The organism is Acinetobacter sp. SCLZS86, from assembly GCF_021560715.1.
Classification (GTDB): domain Bacteria; phylum Pseudomonadota; class Gammaproteobacteria; order Pseudomonadales; family Moraxellaceae; genus Acinetobacter; species Acinetobacter towneri_A.
This window is the reverse complement of the sequence record NZ_CP090864.1, coordinates 430,921-449,773: the sequence shown is the minus strand read 5'-3', so window position 1 is coordinate 449,773 and position 18,853 is coordinate 430,921. Positions and strand designations below refer to the sequence as shown.

10 protein-coding genes are annotated in these 18,853 nt (G+C 41.4%); 2 read left to right on the top strand and 8 right to left on the bottom strand.

Translation table 11 applies throughout. The annotated features are described in order from the left end of the window. Positions 1-81 precede the first annotated feature (81 nt). The 7 genes from LZP46_RS01955 to LZP46_RS01925 form a co-directional block, all read right to left on the bottom strand. Positions 82-1,320, bottom strand: a complete 1,239-nt coding sequence (locus LZP46_RS01955) for a magnesium transporter CorA family protein (RefSeq protein ID WP_236094509.1) — start codon at positions 1,318-1,320, stop codon at positions 82-84. Between the two features lie 223 nt (positions 1,321-1,543). After that, on the bottom strand, positions 1,544-3,631 hold the full coding sequence (pnp, locus tag LZP46_RS01950; RefSeq protein ID WP_171066628.1) for a polyribonucleotide nucleotidyltransferase: 2,088 nt from the start codon (positions 3,629-3,631) through the stop codon (positions 1,544-1,546). A gap of 261 nt (positions 3,632-3,892) precedes the next feature. Continuing rightward, entirely contained in the window at positions 3,893-4,162 is a 270-nt protein-coding gene (gene rpsO / locus LZP46_RS01945; RefSeq protein WP_004975922.1) for a 30S ribosomal protein S15, read from the bottom strand. 221 nt (positions 4,163-4,383) lie between these two features. Further along, the gene (locus tag LZP46_RS01940; RefSeq protein ID WP_236094508.1) at positions 4,384-5,442 is read right to left on the bottom strand and encodes an RNA-guided endonuclease InsQ/TnpB family protein; all 1,059 of its coding nucleotides are present in this window, start codon (positions 5,440-5,442) and stop codon (positions 4,384-4,386) included. Between the two features lie 750 nt (positions 5,443-6,192). Continuing rightward, entirely contained in the window at positions 6,193-7,977 is a 1,785-nt protein-coding gene (recD, locus tag LZP46_RS01935; RefSeq protein WP_236094507.1) for an exodeoxyribonuclease V subunit alpha, read from the bottom strand. Between the two features lie 67 nt (positions 7,978-8,044). After that, positions 8,045-11,764 carry a UvrD-helicase domain-containing protein gene (locus LZP46_RS01930; protein ID WP_236095156.1) on the bottom strand — a complete coding sequence of 1,240 codons (3,720 nt, stop codon included), beginning with the start codon at positions 11,762-11,764 and terminating at the stop codon, positions 8,045-8,047. Positions 11,765-11,808: 44 nt separating this feature from the next. Further along, positions 11,809-15,549, bottom strand: coding sequence for an exodeoxyribonuclease V subunit gamma (locus LZP46_RS01925; protein WP_236094506.1), 3,741 nt, complete (start codon positions 15,547-15,549; stop codon positions 11,809-11,811). A gap of 236 nt (positions 15,550-15,785) precedes the next feature. Between LZP46_RS01925 and LZP46_RS01920 the strand changes: the two genes are divergently transcribed. Continuing rightward, positions 15,786-16,295, top strand: coding sequence for a hypothetical protein (locus tag LZP46_RS01920; protein WP_374706589.1), 510 nt, complete (start codon positions 15,786-15,788; stop codon positions 16,293-16,295). A gap of 65 nt (positions 16,296-16,360) precedes the next feature. On the opposite strand, the gene pap is transcribed toward LZP46_RS01920, so the two are convergent. Further along, the gene (gene pap / locus LZP46_RS01915) at positions 16,361-17,779 is read right to left on the bottom strand and encodes a polyphosphate:AMP phosphotransferase (RefSeq protein WP_236094505.1); all 1,419 of its coding nucleotides are present in this window, start codon (positions 17,777-17,779) and stop codon (positions 16,361-16,363) included. 246 nt (positions 17,780-18,025) lie between these two features. Here pap and LZP46_RS01910 point away from each other — a divergent pair, with 246 nt between their 5' ends. Further along, a complete protein-coding gene (locus tag LZP46_RS01910) occupies positions 18,026-18,727 on the top strand; it encodes an FFLEELY motif protein (protein WP_236094504.1) in 702 nt (233 codons plus the stop codon). Positions 18,728-18,853 lie beyond the last annotated feature (126 nt).

Sequence of the window (18,853 nt, the reverse complement as noted above, 5' to 3'; positions counted from 1 at the left end):
CTTTTATCAACGAATTATCTTGTGACATATATTGGATGTGGAACTCAATTTATCACCACATCTGCAAGTCTATCTTCTGAATTATTTAAGTTTAGTCAGTTTTTCGACTTCTTTAATGGTGCCTTTCACGGTTTGCTTAATGGGTTCATAGTCTAAAAACCAAAATAAGCTCATGGTTTGGTCATTATGTTGTTGCGCCAACATATCAATCACACTTTTTTCACCCCGACCGACAAGGTGCCTACGATAGAAATAATACAGCAACAGTAAAGTGGTCATGATCATTACCCCAAGCATAATCCAAAAGGCCTGTGCATGTTTCAGTCCTGGCATAAACTCAAAGTTCATACCATAAACCCCTGTGAATAAAGTCAAAGGTGCAAAAACTGCAGTAATGATGGCTAAAATCCGCATGTTTTCATTGGTTTGATTGGCAATGGCAGAAAAATGTAGATCAATTGCTGTTTGCACTGCAGAGCGTAAGCGAATGGTATGCTTTTGAATTCGTTCAATATGACTGGTCAAATCATCCAAACGTACCAAAATAATATCCTGTCGTTCATTACGTTTTTTTCCACGTAAATGTGGGTAGTTATCGACAATTTCATCACGCAGTTCCTGCAAGGCTTCAATTTGCTCTTCACATAAATTTTCAACTTGCTGAAACGCCATATTTTCTTGCAGCAATTGATGCCAACGGGTAAAACGACGATGCCCCTGCAACAACTCTTGTTGCCAATATTCCACACGGCGGGTCAGTGGCATACGAATATCCAAATAATCATCCGCCACCAAATTTAGTAAACGCAAGGTTAAGTCTAACGGTGATGCTGCCAGTTTACGTGCTTTATTCTGTTCTTCAATCGGACGTTGTATTGCAGCTTCCACACGTGACAAATAGCTTTCTATAACTTTATTGCCTTGTTCCCGCACACTAATCAAAATCTGCGGTGTCATAATAAAGCTCATCGGCGTAGTAGCCAATCCAAAAACCCGTTCATTTTTCTCCCCGACTTGCTGCTCTGTTGCAATACGGTCTTCAGGTGTGATCAGTTTTCGAAAAATCAATAAGTCATAATCATCTAAAGTATCAAACGCACAAGGATGCTCTATATTTAAAATATCGCGCACATGATATTCATTAAGTGGTAATTGACTGTGCTGAAAAATCTCGTGTTGCCACTGTTCTGCACGATTAAGCACATCATCACGAGTGCAATCAATCCAGATAAATTCAGGTTCAAGCCCTTCAGTTGGCTGTTTTTGCACATAAATATTAGTTTTATGATTGGTATGCAGATAAAAATAATAACTTTGCATAGAACAGGCACTCTATTTTCAGTTTTTTTGTACGGTTTTTTGAGATTTTAAGATGTGCTCAGTTTAAGCATGGATTAGGCTTCTTTACAAATACATGCAGTAATTTATGCCGCTTTTCATACAACAAAGATGGTTTGTACGGTGCAACAAAATTTTTATCATAAAAAAACCCGCATTCAGATTGAATACGGGTTTTTGACCATTTCAGATCATCAACACAGCATTACGCTTGTTCGATGTCTTTCATGGTTAATTTGATACGACCACGGTTGTCTACATCGGCAACCTGTACTTTCACTTCCTGACCTTCTTTCAACACGTCTGCAACGTTGGCAATACGCTCATTTGAAATTTGAGAAATGTGAAGTAAACCGTCAGTACCTGGCAGGATATTGACGAACGCACCGAATTCCACAATACGGATCACTTTGCCTGTGTAAATTGTACCTGGCTCGATTTCAGCAGTTAAAGCCTGAATTTTTGCAACAGCAGCTTGCGCAGCAGCTTTGGTTTCACCAAATACGCGCACTGTACCGTTATCTTCAATATCAATTGCCGCTTTCGTTTCTTCAGTAATTTGGCGGATGGTTGCACCACCTTTACCAATCACATCACGAATCTTATCAGGGTTGATGTTAATCACTTGGAAAGTTGGCGCATGCATTGAAATTTCTGGACGCGCACGTGAAATCACTTGGTTCATTGCATTTAAGATATGCATACGACCTGCATAAGCTTGGTTTAATGCAACTTCCATGATTTCTTCAGTGATGCCTTCGATCTTGATGTCCATTTGCAGTGCAGTAATACCGTTGGCAGAACCTGCAACTTTAAAGTCCATGTCGCCAAGGTGGTCTTCATCACCCAAAATGTCAGAAAGTACAGCGAAACGCTCGCCTTCTTTCACTAAGCCCATTGCGATACCCGCAACTGGTGCTTTCAATGGAACACCTGCATCCATAAGTGATAACGATGCACCACAAACAGACGCCATAGAAGATGAACCGTTAGACTCAGTGATGTCCGATACAATACGAATCACATACGGGAAACGATCTGCCGCAGGAAGAACTGCTTGCACACCACGACGTGCCAAACGACCATGACCAATTTCACGACGTTTAGGGCCAGATTCACGACCCGTTTCACCTACAGAGTATGCAGGGAAGTTATAGTGCAACATGAAGTTGTCGGTTTTAGTACCCGATAAAGTATCGACCATTAAGGCATCACGTGTGTTACCTAAAGTCGTGGTAACTAAAGCTTGAGTTTCACCACGAGTAAACAATGCAGAACCGTGTGCACGCTCTAGAACGCCAACCTGTACATCTAGGGCACGAACGGTTTTGGTGTCACGACCATCAATACGAGGTTTACCAGACAAGATGTTGTCACGTACCGTACGGTATTTAAGATCTTCAAAGAGTTCATTCAAGTCATCTGCAATGCCAGTTTCATCATTTTCAGGCACAAATTGTGCAACCGCTTCTGCTTGAAGTGCATCTAATGCCGCATAACGGTCTTGTTTGATGGCAATGGTATAAGCTTCAGAAATTTTTGCTTCAAACGCTTCTTTTAATTTTGCACGAAGGTCTTCGTTTTTCTCTGGAGCTGTCCACGTTGACTCAGTTGCGCCTGCCGCTGCTGCAAATTCTTTGATCGCTTGAATTGCAATTTGCATTTCGTCATGACCGTAAAGCACTGCGCCTAACATTTGGTCTTCTGAAAGTTCTTTCGCTTCAGATTCAACCATCAATACAGCAGATTCTGTACCCGCAACCACAAGGTCAAGGTCAGATTGCGCCATTTGTTCAAAGTTCGGGTTCAGCACGTATTCGCCGTTAATTAAACCCACACGCGCCGCACCAATTGGACCACGGAACGGTGTACCTGCAATCGCAAGTGCAGCAGAGGTACCCAACATTGCAGCAATGTCAGCTTCCATCGTTTTGTCAGAAGATACAACTGTCGCAGTGACTTGAATTTCGTTGTAGTAACCTTCTGGGAACAACGGACGAATTGGACGGTCAATTAAACGTGAAATTAAAGTTTCTGCTTCAGAAGCACGACCTTCACGCTTACCATAACCACCAGGGATACGACCTGCAGCATATTGTTTTTCTTGATAGTTAACAGTCAGTGGGAAGAAATCTTGACCTGCTTTAGCAGTGGGTTGAGCAACAACAGCAACTAATACAGTCACGCCGCCCATGGTAATCATCACCGTGTTGGCTTGACGCGCTACACGACCAGTTTCCAGTACAACTTGGTGCTGACCAAATTGGAATTCTTTACGAATAATATTAAACATCGACATGTTTTATTTTTTCCTAGTTCTTGTGAACAATTATTCTCGTGGAGACCCCTAAGGTTTGGCATTCACAATACAATTGTTTAGGTAAATGACAAAGCTTAGAAGCCGACCTCACTCGAATGAAACACGAATTTTAAACACAAAGAAGGAGCGAATCATTCGCCCCTTCCACTGATCTAGCCACGGCTAGATATACTTTAGTTTTCAGTAATACAGCATTCAACATGCAATAGTCCGAAAATAAAAGCTTAAATCGAATTAACGACGTAAACCTAAAGCAGCAATCAATGCGCTGTAACGAGTCACATCTTTGCCTTTAAGGTAGTCAAGTAACTTACGACGTTGGTTAACCATACGGATTAAACCGCGACGGCTATGGTGGTCGTGTTTGTGCTCTTTGAAGTGACCTTGTAAGTCATTGATTTGAGCAGTTAAAAGCGCTACTTGAACTTCTGGTGAACCAGTGTCGTTTTCAGCACGAGCAAATTTAGCAATGATCTCTGCGCGATCTGCATTTGTTAAAGCCATTCGATTTCTCCGAGATGCTTAATAAAAGATTTGATACCGATCAATTGATTGCTCAATTGACTGCCGTGCATCACTACAGCAAGGGCATTATTTTAAGGTAAAAACGTTCCGATTGCAAAACAGAAAGACAAACACGCGCTTTTAATTTTGAGATGTCCCAATAAAAGTATGATTTATGCTAAGGGCATACACATCATGTTAGGTTTGACATCCTCCCCGACCTAAAGGACGTAGATTCCTACTGCTAGACGCTCATGCCCGAGCGCAAGAATATTCAGTGCGGAATTTACATCCCGATCATGGAGCGTACCGCACTCCATACACTGCCATTCTCTTATTCCAAGTCCTGCTCTACCTTTCGGACTACTACAGCGTGAGCCGCAGCACGAGCAAGTTTGGGTGGTATAGGCTTCATTGACTTCTTCATACCATACTCCTGCGTTCTCGCATTTATACTTGAGCATGGTTCTTAGTGTTGTCCAACTCGCATCTAATACAGACTTGGCTAGTTTAGTCTGTGCTAATGCTTTGGCATTCACATTACCAACGAAGATTGCTGCATGTTCATTCACTAACTTATGACTGAATTGATGCAGCATATTTTGACGTATATTTTTAATCTTGGCATGAATTGCTTTTACACGCTTTTTATTCCTAGCTCGTTGTGCAATTCCTAATTTCTGTTCATATTGACGATATATTTTAGGGGCTTTGAGCTTTACACCATCGGAACAGGTCGCAAGGTCTTTTAAGCCTAAATCTATACCGATTGATGTTTTTGCGGTCGTTTTTTCTGTTTTAACTGAATCAACGACTAGGCACACATACCAACGTCCACGACTATCCTCTACGAATGTGCCTGTTTTGATATTGTATTGACTTAATCCGTAGCTATCCCACAATCTGAATTGATGCTTGCCATATTGAACATAGCCATCAGCATATTTGATTGCAACTTTTTTGAATGGTATCCAACCTAGTGAACGTCTAGCTGATTTTTTGTTGCTGACACGCCATTTCAGTTTAGCTTTTTTGAATTGCTTACGTCTTGTGATCAATTCTTCTGTTATGGCTTGAACTGTTTGACTATGCAAATTACATTCTTTCGATGTGCCTTTCGTATATTTAGCAATATCGTAAGCTGAAAAGAATTGTTGTTTGCGTTGTAGATGTTTGAAACACAAGTCATTGACATAGTTCCAGACAAAGTTCACTTCTAACGCTAGTTGGTCTAGCACCTTGCAATGTTTGTCTTTTATGCGTAATTTGAGTGTCTTCATCCAATTATTTTAACAGTATTTTTCTTAATAGTGACTATAGTACAAGTATTTAAAACGACATTTCGTGTCGTTCATATGGTTTACTCCAGTCGCTTATATCCTCGTGCTGAACCACGAGGTTTTACGCTCCAGTGGATAAAGTATCCAAGGAAAATAAATATACAATTGTATATCATTGATAATATGTCACATTTTGCCAACTACTTTTCATCTACTGGAATATTTTGCCCTTAAAATAAAACAGCCCGAGCAGAGCTCGGGCTGTTTTTGCGCTGTAGTTTCTTGTCTTGTTATTCTTATTGTTTTGTTTATTGTAGTTATTTGCGCGTTTTCGCGTCTTTTTCTCTGAACATTCCTGTTCTGGGTTTCACTTCCTTGTGTGGTAGATTTTGCCATAATACAAAAGTCAAAGAAGTCGTATTTCTCGTATCTGTTTGTAAGCTTTTTCTTACAACAGCTAAGCATTGTCTGCATTTTGCAAGTCACCCAAGCTTACAGACATAAAAAAGCCCTGTAGTCTCTCCCAAAACTACAAGGCTTAGCGGCTGTAAGTTTCCTCTTTTCACTCACGTCCTGTAAGTTCGCTGTCGTTCGACAATTATCATTATTATTCTGCGATTGTGCTCAACTATCCTTATTGAGCTTTTTGTGTGAATTCATCTTCTCAAAAAGATCTTGAAATCTCTATGCGCAAATTTCTCGAATCGATGTAAGCTATTTCGTACAAAACTACCTCATGTTTAGTTTTTCTTAACAATTTAAAACGTCATCAATTCTGGCTAACAAACCACTGCTACGACGGGTGCGAATAGTCAAAGCTTGCTGCAAAGCTTGCGCATCGGCCAACAAACTCACCACTTTTTTAGCACGAGTAATAGCAGTATAAATGAGCTCCTTGCTCAGCAAGTTTTTTGCCGAAGCATCTAACACCACAGCGGTATGAGTAAATTCAGAACCTTGCGATTTATGAATGGTAAGCGCAAATGCAGTTTCAATATTCTTAGGCAGGCGAGTTGCAGGTACCCATTTGTTTAAGCTTGGAAAATACACTTCAAACTGGCGCTGATCATGCTGCGCTCGCATAAAACAGATGCCAATATCACCATTCGACAACCCCAGTTGATAATCGTTATAGGTCATCATGACCGGGCGTCCTGCATACCAGTCACCATGTTTTGTTTGTTTTAACTGTTGCAACAAACGTTTTTCAATTTGCACATTCAGTTGTTGTAAACCTAAATGTCCATGACGAATTGCGGTTAAAATACGGTAATCATCAAATACATTCACGACATTCTCAACATACGCTTGAAATGTTGTACTGGATTGTTCTAAGCCCAAGGTATGTGCTTTTAATACCGCCACATAAGCCTCATAACCATACATCAGCTGATCATAATAATGCGCTAAATTTTCCGCTGAAATTTGCCCATTTTGCTGAGGTAAATATTGCAGTTGTAGGGCATCTATTTCGACTTGCTTAAATTGAATTGGCTTTAATTCACCTGCTGCCACGACTTGCTGTTCAAACTCAGCCAAAACCTGTGCAGGAGAATGCTCTTGCTGAATGAATTTGGCCATTGCGCCAATTTTAGCCCCTTCGGTAAAACGGCGTGTAGTGACTAAATTGACACGGTTATTTGCGAGTTCAGGCACTTGCTGTAAATCAGCCAATACTGTACCAACATCGACTGAAGCCAATTGATTGGCATCACCCAACAGAATTAAACGCGCCTGCGCAGGAATAGCGGCCAATAACATCTGTGAAAGGCTTAAATCCAACATCGAAGCTTCATCGACCACAACCACATCATAAGGTAAAGGCTGTTTGGCGTGAAAGCGTGGCTTGCCTGTATTGCCCAAGCCCAATAAACGATGCAAGGTCATAGGTTGTAATTGACGCAAGGCATCGACATTAAACGCTTGTAAAGCTTGACTATTTAAAGCATTTTGCAAGGCTTCATCCATCCGCTGTGCCGCCTTGCCTGTCGGTGCCGCCATCGCAATTCGAATATTGGGTAAAGCTTGATTGAGCACCGCAATAATATGCGCCAAAGTATAGGTTTTTCCTGTACCTGGCCCGCCTGTAATAATGCTCAAACTTTGAGTTGCCGCAGTCTGTAACGCTTTTTGCTGCTGTGGATCTTGCAATAAATTAAGCTGATCGGCTTGTAATTCAAATGACAATGGCGGCTGCGCCTGAATCCGTAAAATATCGCTGGCGACCTGATGTTCTAGTTTCCAGTAGCGATACAAATACAAACGCTGCCCGTCAAATACAAATGGCGCAATTTGTGGATCAGGATTTAAAGCGCTACGCTGCAAGTTCATGTGCAAATGCTGCAATGCCGCCACTTGTTCTGCAGTTGCAGGAATACAGCTATCGCCTTGCTCAATGGCATCGAGTACCTGTTGCATCAAAATTTGTGCTGAAGCATCAAAAGCGACATTGCTAAACGGCTGCTGACACAGGTAATTCATCCACGCCTGCATTGGGGTTTGCTCTGAATTTAAGTGAATATGCTTGTTTTCCACACAGTTATCCTCAAAGTTATCCACAGGATAAGCAATTGTTTTATTAAGTCGATAAGCTGACTTAGCGTTATTTTTTAAGTTCAAAGTAACCCAATATCTGATCTAATTGCAGAATAAATTCCGCATCAGGCTGCCAATGACAAACCCCTTGCCCTGTTTGCCCTTGCATACCACGTAAATACAAATAGCTGGCTCCACCTAAATGTTGCCGAATATCATAATTTTGCAAACGACTGCCTAAATAACGGTGCAATGCCACCAAGTACAAGGCCGCTTGTAACCAATAACTTGATTGGGTCATGTTACGTTCAAGATTGGTTTTTTCATAATCGCGCTGATCGGCGCCCAAATAATTACTCTTATAGTCGGCAATGTGATAACGCTGTCCATCAAAATAAACCAAGTCGATTGAGCCTGTCAGATAACGCGCGGTGGCGGCTTCATTTAAATCTTGAATAGGATGTCCCGCATCTTCAAACAACTGTTGAATCGCTTGAATAAATAAGCGCTGATCTGCCAAGGCCAAATAGAATGGAAATTCAGATAAATAATGTGCAGTAGATAAGGCTGAAAGCTGGAAAGTATCGTGCAAAGGAGTATTCAACACATCCATCAGCCACTCGGTCATGTGCGTAAAAACATCTGTTTCATGCACAGTCGCGCTGCCTTTGGCAGTGTCGAGTTTTGCCAGCAAGTCTGCCAATAACACATCTGAATTAAACTCTTTATCGTTATGAAAACGGCGTTTAACTTCTTCTAAAATGTCGTCATGACTGGCTTGAAAGTCGATATATTCAAAGAGTTTATGTAAAAAACTTCCCGCTTGAGTACCACGCTGAAAATTAGCTTTGATCCATGCAATCGGCTGAGCCACCTGTACAACTTCCTGTTCCGTTTCAACAGGTTCCTGATTGATTTCATCGGCAGCGGCAGCCTGCTCCTCGCTGGCCAATGCCAAAGTGTCGCTACGCATGGCGGCAGGTAAATGTTGCGCCAAGCCACTAAAACTGGTTTTGGTCCATGGATAAAAGCGACGCTGCGGAAAATCTGCAGCTTCAATCTTAATTTCTTGCACTTGTTCAAGTTGTAATGCTGCCGCCAATTGTGTCAGAGGTGCTTCATCACAGCTCCACGCTGCAGCAATTTCTGCTGAATTTGGCGCTTGTAAACGCCAAACATTTAAACCAGCAGATTTTGGTGCAGCCTCTTTTTTACCTTCTTTTGCAGGCGTAGGCTGTTTTAGCATTGCATAGACCCGATAACTGGCGCGGGTGAGTGCCACATACCAAAGCCGATTCAACTCTGCCAAACGGCGCTCACTGTGCTGCTGCATTGCTGTGGCATCGATGTCTTTATGTTTAATGGCAATGATACGTTGTTCAATGCCTTGCGCTTCCTGTGTTGCAAACACCAAAGCAGACTTGTCAGATTTGGGCGGCTGATCTGCCGACATCAAAAACACGACTTTAAATTCTAAGCCTTTGGACTGGTGAATGGTCATCAGTTTCACGCCTGCCGCATTGGAAAGCTTTCGCTCAATTTCCCAGTCGCGTTTAGCAGGAGATTCGACTTGCTGTAAATACCAGTAATACAGCATATAAGCCCCTTGATGACGCTCACTTTGACGACTCAGTAATTCGGTTAAATGGCGTAAATTCACCACATGCCGTTCATTGTCAAAACTGCGTTTTGCCACCAAGTTTTCCCAAACTTTAAATAAGTTCAGACAGTAATTCCATGCGGTTAAAAAGCCTTTATTGACCCACATTTCACGAATGCAATCGAAGTCATAAATAAACTGACCCAAACCTTGTTGCTCAAGCTCAATCAACTGTTGCAGGTTATAGCCCAACAAACGTGTCAGCAAGGCACGCTTGACCTTGGCTTCATCATAAGGATGTAAAATTGCAGTTAAAATTGCCGCCACATCTTTGGCTAAAAAGCCTGTAAAAACACTGCGCTGACTACTTCTATTAACCTGAATTCCAATCCGTTCAAGCTCGTATTGGGCTTGGTCAAGCTTTTTATGACTGGTCGATAAAATGGCAACATCATCGGCTTGCAAAGCAACTTTGCCTGCAGCATGATCAAAATATAAATCACCTGCAATACCTTGATTTAATAACGCGCGAATTTTCCATGCAATTTGAATGGATTCATCCTGATCATGTTCCACCGTCACCCAACGCAGCGGTGCAGGATTGACCTGTTGCCGATCCATTAAAGCAGGATGAGGACGTGAACCTGCAATCACAGGTTCATAAATCACCTTCTCACCAAAAGCGGGTTGGCGTTGAAATAGCTCGTCCACCACACTAACCAGCTCTTTCACTGAACGATGATTTTGTCTGAGTGAGTAAATGCGACCTTGTTTTTTCAGCACGTCATCACGGGCATTGTTATAGGTCAGCATATCGCCACCGCGAAAACCATAAATCGCCTGCTTAGGATCGCCCACCATAATCATACAACCGCGCACATACCACTTCGGATTACGCCAAATTTGCGCCAGCATGTCGTCTTGGTCTTGGTTGGTGTCCTGAAATTCATCCACCAAAATCAGTGGATAACGGGTATGCACAAACTGTGCAAAACGCTGCCCGCGCTCTCCCTGCAAAGCTTCGGCTAAACTGCGAATTTGTTGGGCAAAAGTGGTTTCTCCTTTTTGCTGTAAAAGTTGCGGTAAACGCTGTTTGACGTGTTGTACCAAATAGAATTTTAAATTGGTATCCACCAATTCAATTTGACGCTCAAAATTAAGTTTGGCATCCACCACTGCTTTAATTTTACGGATCACAGGATGATCAAAAAAAGCATCTTGCACCTCTTGCGTACATGGTGCTTTCACTTTGTTAAAAATTGATTTTCTGAGCTTACCGTCTTGATTCAAATATATTGCAAAGACCGCATTAAACAATGCAGCAAGGTGTGAATTAAAATAATTTTCTAAAGGATTATGCTTAATTTTTTCAATCAGTTTCGGCAAAGTCACTGTAAATAGTGGCTGCAACCCCTTCTTGTCACTCCCCGCGACATAATGGGAAAAATTAAAGCTATATTCACCATCATAATATTCTTTTAATTCTTCAATTTGTGGGATGGTGATACTGGTTAAATTCTGCAACGCCTCTGCTAAATCTTGTACCTCCAATTGTGCCTGATCTATGCCCTGAATCTCTGCCGATGCAAAATTCAAACTGGTATTGACCAGACCCTCATAGTCTGCTGCAGATTTCAACCGCCCACATAACAGCATATAGTCCACAACATGCTGAGGCTGTGCCTGAATCCATTCACGCAGCACATCATGCAGCAATTGTTCGGTATAGACCGATGCTTGGTCGGTAATATTGGCACGCTCAATTTTGCCACTTTCAAAGGAAAATTCACGCAATAATTTTTGGCTAAAGCTATCCAATGTTCCTACAAACAACTCATCGAGTTGTGCAATCACCAACTTCAAACGTGAACTGGCATAGTCCAGTTTTAAGCAATATTCTTGCACAACATGTTTGAGTAAAGGGTCTTGTAGTTGTGCAATTTTCTCTGCAAGGGCGCGCTGATCTAAAGACTGGTTTAAACACAGGTCGATATATTGTTGGGTTTCAAGCAAGCGTGCACGAATACGACTTTTTAGCTCGGCTGCGGCGGCACGGGTAAATGTGGTTGCAATCACTTGATTAGGCAAATAATCTTTCAAAAAAATCCGCACCATCAAACTCGATAAAGTATAGGTTTTGCCTGTACCTGCCGATGCTTCAATCCAATGCAAACCTTTAAATTGCATCTCTTGAATTGGGTCATAACAAATTGGGAATGGGCTAGATGAGTTCACGCAGATTCCCCTTGTTTTTGAAGATTTTTTGCAGACTCATAATTTTCAATGATGGGCTGATACAGTCGATGGCTATATTGCTTAAACGCCTCAATCAACAACGGTTCAGTTTCACTGTCTTGAAAAATAAATGCCCAGTCTGGGTGGTTTTTCTCACTTTCATCAATAAAACCTCCCCAAGCACCGTCATGCCAATGTTTTACGAAGCTTTCCATATTCAAAACCTGATCGGACTGAGCTTCATCCCATTGGATTTCAAATTCTTTTTTATCTTTCATTTTTAAAACTAAAGCCGCAGGCAATAACACAGGATATTGCTGTGCATGTTTCCAGAACTCAAACCACTGGGCTAAATACTCGTGTGCTTGCTGTGCATTGATATTGGCAAAATGAATCACCGTATCTTTACACACCACAATCCGCTCTAAATCTTGTTGTTCTGTGTTCTGATAAGCCACCCAGAACAGATATTCCAACCACACTTCGGCATATTTTTTTGGCCTGGCACTTGCTGCCACCACACTACACCAAAGCTTTGTCGACTGTTCAGGCACTTGAATACGGATATGCAGATGAGGATTCATTTTCCAAAGCTGTTGCGTTGTTGTGGTTGCCTCGTCTGCAAACTGCTGCAGTGTGTCACGTAAATATTGCTGTTCTTGCAGTCCCGTTTGAAACGTGGCATTTAAGGTTTTGCCCACAGGCAAGGTATCTTGCAACAAGCTTTCTGCATCTTGCTCGCCATGTTGCAGTAAAAAATCACGCACACTATATTTTTCCAAGCCATTTAAAATTAGCGGCTCGTGGTTCATTGCAGCAGTGTCGGATTGTAAATTTTCGACCCCAATCGCTTTTAAATAGGCACGCGCAGGGAAACACACATCTCGAATCCATTGCATACTGTCGAGTACCACCACGTCTTGCGGCAATAATGGATACTCACCAAACCATGCTTCACGTGGTGTGGTTTCTTGCTGCATTTGTTTAGCAACCCGATACCATTGATCTTTAAAGCGAACTTCACGGCTTTCGGCAAAACGCAGCTGATCGAAAGGTTGCAAACTATGTAAATAATAAAGAGATTTCAATTGCGCAGGAATTTCGACACCATTCAAGTTTAAGCGTGAATCGCTAGCGCCATCAGGATCTTTCACAATCAACTCCAAATGCTGCACAAATTCCTGCACCACCACGGATGGATCACGTACCTCACCATCGCTGACATCAAAACCGTTATAAAATAGCCAAACACTGTCTTGCGCCAACAATAAACTGTCTAAAAACGCCCCTTGATCATCCTCAATACGTGAACGATCTCCCAGTTGTGGTTTTAATAATTGCATCAAATCAAAAGCCAATTGCTGATCACGACTTGGGAACACGCCATTATCCAAATTCAACATCACAATCAGCTTATATGGCAGTGGACGAATTGCACCAATTTGGCTAAAGGTAATGGCGCCCGATGGGCTGGCTTGTTCGAGTTGGGTTTCGAGCTGAGCAGAAATTTCCTGCAGAATATAATCGAGCGGTAAGCTTAATTGACGCAAATCTTGACCCGATTGCGCATCAAAATAACTGGCTAAGGTCAACATACGGTCATGTTTTTGCACCAAACTAAACACCGATGCCAACACCTCTACCCCAGCATCCTGAAACTCACTCAAGTCTTGCATCAGTTGCTTGAGCCAATATTCCACCGTTTTGGCTTGCCCCAATTCATGCTGAATCAGCCAATCACGGCGCTGTGCAAAATCCTGATAAATTTGAATCAGTTTAAAGATCAACTCAAAATCGCTGCTTTGCACATCAGCATAACTTAAAGTGTGTTGAACCACGCAATGCTCAGGCACCGCAACACCTAAAGCCAAACGATCTAAAGCAAACTTTAAGCTAAACCGATAATCTTGATCATCTGCACTCAGACTACGTTTTAAATGCTCGGCATCCAAACCACGTTTAAAACCCGCATTGGCCAACAACTCATTCATGCGCTCAATATTATTTAAATTCAATGCATAACGCTGTTGTGTCGCAGCCAAACTCAACCAGTCGCCAAACTCTTCAAAGCTAAAACGTCCTTGTACCAACGCTATACGCCCAACCACTGCTCGCCATGCATTATGAATATCTAAAGAGCTGATGCCTGCAATTTGAATAGGCAAATACACACTGTCTTGACTGAGTTGATGCCCTAAAGTGGCTTGATTTTGCTGTGCTTTTTGTTGTCCTTTCTGATAAAGATCACGTTCACTTGGCGGTGCAGCAAATACGCTGCGAATTAAAGACTCTTGTTCTTTGAGTTTCGGACTCAATACCAAAATATCACTGGCTTGGCGGCTGTCATCTTGTCCAAGCCATGCAATTAAACGATCTTTAAGTACCTCAAGCTGACGTAAACTTGAATGGCACACATGAATCTGCAGTGACTCATCGGCAGGGTCTAAGTCATACGCCTGCGCGGCTGGCTCAACCAAATTCAACACATCCGATTGAATTTTACCCAGTAAATGTTGCGGCTCTTCTTCAGGGAAAAGATCGTACCACTCGCCTTCGTCACCACTCGATAACGCCGCCAACAAAGAAAAGTGATCCCGCGCCTGTTTGCCAAAACGTGTTAGCAAGGGATGATGTGACTCACGCATATCAGCATTAAATTCACCATTATATTTTTTGATATACGCGGTAATATCATCATCACTTACCGTTTTATTTTGACTTTCCATCTCACGAATAAAACGACTTTTGATTCGCGCATCCATGTTTAATTTCCATTTAGGATCGACCATGTCTGCCCAATATTCTTGCGATGGGTTGTAATGCAGAATAAAAATATCCATATACTGTGCCAAACGGCGAATAAACCACAATTGACTTGGCGGCAAGTCTAATAAGGTAAAAATCACCAACTGTTTGGGTAATTTGTTCATACACGGATTTGGATTTTCAGGATCGCCCAAGGCTTGCCAAAATTGCTGGTCAATCTCCTGCATTTTTTCGAAATCGGCATGAAAAATATGCGACCATAACCAACTTTGCCATTGCTCTAATTCTTCGGCTTGCGCTTGAGTAAATGCGGCTATTTCTAATGCTGCTTGTTTTTCTTCTTCACTCGCAAAGTTTTGAGGGGTATAAATTTGCTGCTTTAAATTCAGACGTTTCTGCTGCCCCCAAACCGCCAACCAATTACTTTGGCATTGGCAGACACCCTCGCAGCCTTTTTGACAAAAACCACGATAAACCATGTAATTGCTAAATAAACGTGAAACTTTATCTGCCACCCAATACAGCATATTTTGCTTTTTAAGCTGCTTTTCTAAACCTTGTGACAATTGCTCTGCACTGTCATAAATTCGTTGGATCAAACGATGTAAAGCATGCTCGGCAGGAAGTGGATTTTGTTCATGTTGTATCCACGGTTGCAAGTTATAAAACACACGCCATTGCATCACAATACGTGGAATATTTGCCTGACGAACCCGATCTTTATCATCTAAAACTGCCTGATAAGCCGCCCATTGAAAGGCACGAATACGATGATGAAATTCTGTATTGGCACTAATGCCTTTTTGTTCAGCTGTTTTTTCCGTTAGCCACTTTTCTACAGCCACTGAAGGTACAATAAAATGCTGAGTTTGAAGGACCTGAAGCGGATTTGATGTCGGTTGACGTATGGTTTTCAACATTTCATTGACTAAAACTTCTATACGTTGACTTTGTATGACATGAATCGCCATCAGGTATCCTTTAATTTATTTTGAATAAGAATGTATTAAATGTACGAGAAGGCAGTTGATCTGTCACTCGCCTCAAGTACAACAAAAGAATAAAGATTATTGGCTATACACTTACAATGGTATATGCCACTTTACAAGCATACTTTTATTGCCTACTTTTTTCAAAAAGTGCTTTGAACAAAGTAGTTTAATTTAGCATACAGCATACAATTATCCGCCAATTTAAGGTTGTACCTATGATAAAAAGAGAGACAATTCCAGACAGCATTGATCCAAACCTAGACTTGGAAAAGATTCGTGCAGAATGCTTAGAACTGGTTAAAAAACGTGCCTATTTTTCAGCAGGGGCAGCAGTCATTCCTGTACCATTTTTGGACGTTGTCATTGATGTGGGCATTTTGTCGCAACTGGTTCCAGAAATTAATGCACGTTTTGGCTTATCTCCTGAGCAAATCAGTGTGTACGATCCTGAAACCCGAAAAGTCCACTGGAGCGAATTGCGTAAACGCGGTGTAGAATTTTCAGGTTTAGTCGTAGCGCGCACTGCAGTAAAAAAATCCCTGAATAATGTCGCAGCCAAATACATCGCCAAACAAGTCACCAAGTTTATTCCATTGGGTGGTCAAATGGTGGCTGCAGGGTTAGGTTATTTTATTATGAAAAAAATTGCCGAAACGCATGTTGAAGAAAGCTACAAACTAGCAAAAAGCATTCAGCTTAAACAAGCCAAAGTTGTGAATGCTTAATTTTTAAACTAAACAGACTCAAATTCAGCTGACTCAACACACAGACCTTACAGCCTCAAGGCAGATTATTCTGCCTTGAGTTGTTTTAAGATAGTTCTTAAAATTTCCAAACGTGCTGCATTTTTGTCATTACTTGGAATGATGTGCCACGGTGCATATTCAGTACTGGTACGTTGCAGCATATCTGCCGCAGCCACCAAATAATCATCCCAGCGGCTACGGTTACGCCAATCTTCATCTGTAATTTTAAAACGCTTATGTGGGGTTTCCTGACGTGCTTTAAAACGCAGCTCTTGCTCATCTTTACTAATGGCTAACCAAAATTTAATCACGACAGTTTGATGGTCATTTAAGTCTTGTTCAAAGCGGTTGATTTCGTCATAGGCACGCTGCCATTCCAGTGGACTAATCAAACTTTCTACACGTTCCACCAATACCCGCCCATACCAAGAACGGTCAAAAATATTGATTTTTTCTTCAGGCAGAATTTTCGTCCAAAAACGCCACAAATAAGGACGGCTGATTTCAAAGGCTTCAGGGGCGCTAATGGTATAAATTTCGTATTCACGCGGATCCAGCTTTTTTACAATCCGCTTAATCGCGCCACCTTTGCCTGCTGCGTCCATACCTTCAAAAACAAGGCTGACATTACGGTTATCAAAACGCAGTGCATCTGCCACTTTTTTAGTGAGTTTCTTTAACTCTGCTTTATAGTCATCATCACTGACCGATTCAGATACAGGGTTAAGTAAAACTTCAGGAATTTCTGCAGCTTGCCAAGTAATCCCCGAACTGGTTGGATGCACAGGACAATGCTGTAATGCACGTAAAATATGCTGTGCAAATTGCTGATCGCGGATGGTTTCATCTTCGCAATCAATCATAATCCAATCATCGGTAAAGCGTTGGCGCAGCTTCTGTAAGCTGTCATATTGTTTTTTATTGCGCCAATCCAAACCGTGCAATTTATGCCAATGCACTTCGCTCGGCTCCATATCATCCAGTCGTTTCTGTAATGATTTCCACGATAAATCGAACCAGATTTTAATGACATCCACATGGTTGTTTTTTAAGTCTTCTTCGTAAGCACGCATTTTTTCGACATAATTATCAAACATCGTGTCATCAATTTGTTTGGACACATGCATGGCTGTGCTTAATAAGTCACTATACCAATTGCCAAACATCAACATGATTTGACCTTCGGCAGGAATAAAACGGGCATAAGGCTGCCAAAATGTCTGTTTGGGATTAAACGGGTGTGGAGCATCGGCTTTTACCCTTAAATAACGCGGATCGACCCATTCTCTTAATTGTTTAACCGCCTCACCTTTCCCTGCCAACTCAATGCCACTTACTAAAATCAGCAAGCTTTTGGCATTTTTTTCACCTTTGGTATTTTTTAAAGCATATTGAGCTTCAATGAGCTTGACTGAAAGTTGTTCTTCTTCCATGAGTTTAAATTCAGTATTTGCTTTTGACATCATCTACCCTATTGTTGTGTTATTTAAGCTCTGCTGATCATTCATCTATATTTACGATATTAGAATGAGCGACAGACTTTGATCAGTATACGAATTTCGACCCATTTTTTAACAACTTTTGGCTTATTTTTGTAGATTCATCTCACACACTGACCTCTGCCATTAGGAATTCTGTGCAATTTGTCATAGCGACGAGACCAAACTCACATTAAGATTTGCCCATTCAACTCAATCATGAGACACCCTATGTCTAAACTTGCTGCTTTAGATGAGCTATTAGAACTGTATTATCAATTTAAATATCATAAAAATCCTGTGCTTTTTCAACGCCTAAAAGATGTACAAGCATGGCAAAAGCAGCGTATGCAACGCACCCATGCCACACAGTTTGCCGAAAAGCACAATGTCTTAATGGCTGAATATTTTTTAAATCGCTTATATGGCGGCCCTGATTTTGACGCTTTGGCAGATCAAATTGCCCGCCTACTGAAATATGCACATAAAGCTGAAAAAATCATTCCTGAAAATGCAATCAAAACAGGGACATCAGGAGTGAGTCTAGCGATTTTAGCGGTGCAGTTAGATGAACAAGTCGCGATCCAATTGCTGCAGGACTATCCTGAAAATATGCCTTTAAATGATGAGATGATGCGTCTGACTTATTTAAAGCTCGATCAAGGCGAAGCGCGCTTACAGCAATTAAATATGTTAGATGAATTGGGTAAAAACCTAGATAAATATATGCGCTCTTTTGTGGTCTATACCGCTTTCAAAATGTGTAAAGGCGCAGCGCAAAAATACAGTTTTCAAATTATGTATGAGTTTATGCAAGATGGTTTTTTAGCCATGAAACCATTAAAGTCTGCAGAGAAATTTGTGAAACAATTTACTACTACAGAACGTGAAATTATTGCCAAAGTGCATGCGGGTGATTTGCATCCATTTTAATAATCCAAATGTGTGAAATAACCAACACTTATGCCGCACACTTACGCAATCTTTGGTTTTTTCTGTATATTATTCATAACAATTGCATGATGATTACTGTACAAGTGCTTAGAATCTGTCATCATG

Excerpts from the sequence above, each read along its gene's own strand:
- rpsO (WP_004975922.1), bottom strand. The coding sequence starts at position 4,162 with ATGGCTTTAACAAATGCAGATCGCGCAGAGATCATTGCTAAATTTGCT.
- LZP46_RS01955 (WP_236094509.1), bottom strand. The coding sequence starts at position 1,320 with ATGCAAAGTTATTATTTTTATCTGCATACCAATCATAAAACTAATATT.
- LZP46_RS01910 (WP_236094504.1), top strand. The coding sequence starts at position 18,026 with ATGTCTAAACTTGCTGCTTTAGATGAGCTATTAGAACTGTATTATCAA.
- LZP46_RS01930 (WP_236095156.1), bottom strand. The coding sequence starts at position 11,764 with ATGCAATTTAAAGGTTTGCATTGGATTGAAGCATCGGCAGGTACAGGC.
- LZP46_RS01920 (WP_374706589.1), top strand. The coding sequence starts at position 15,786 with ATGATAAAAAGAGAGACAATTCCAGACAGCATTGATCCAAACCTAGAC.
- LZP46_RS01925 (WP_236094506.1), bottom strand. The coding sequence starts at position 15,549 with ATGGCGATTCATGTCATACAAAGTCAACGTATAGAAGTTTTAGTCAAT.
- pnp (WP_171066628.1), bottom strand. The coding sequence starts at position 3,631 with ATGTTTAATATTATTCGTAAAGAATTCCAATTTGGTCAGCACCAAGTT.
- pap (WP_236094505.1), bottom strand. The coding sequence starts at position 17,779 with ATGTCAAAAGCAAATACTGAATTTAAACTCATGGAAGAAGAACAACTT.
- LZP46_RS01940 (WP_236094508.1), bottom strand. The coding sequence starts at position 5,442 with ATGAAGACACTCAAATTACGCATAAAAGACAAACATTGCAAGGTGCTA.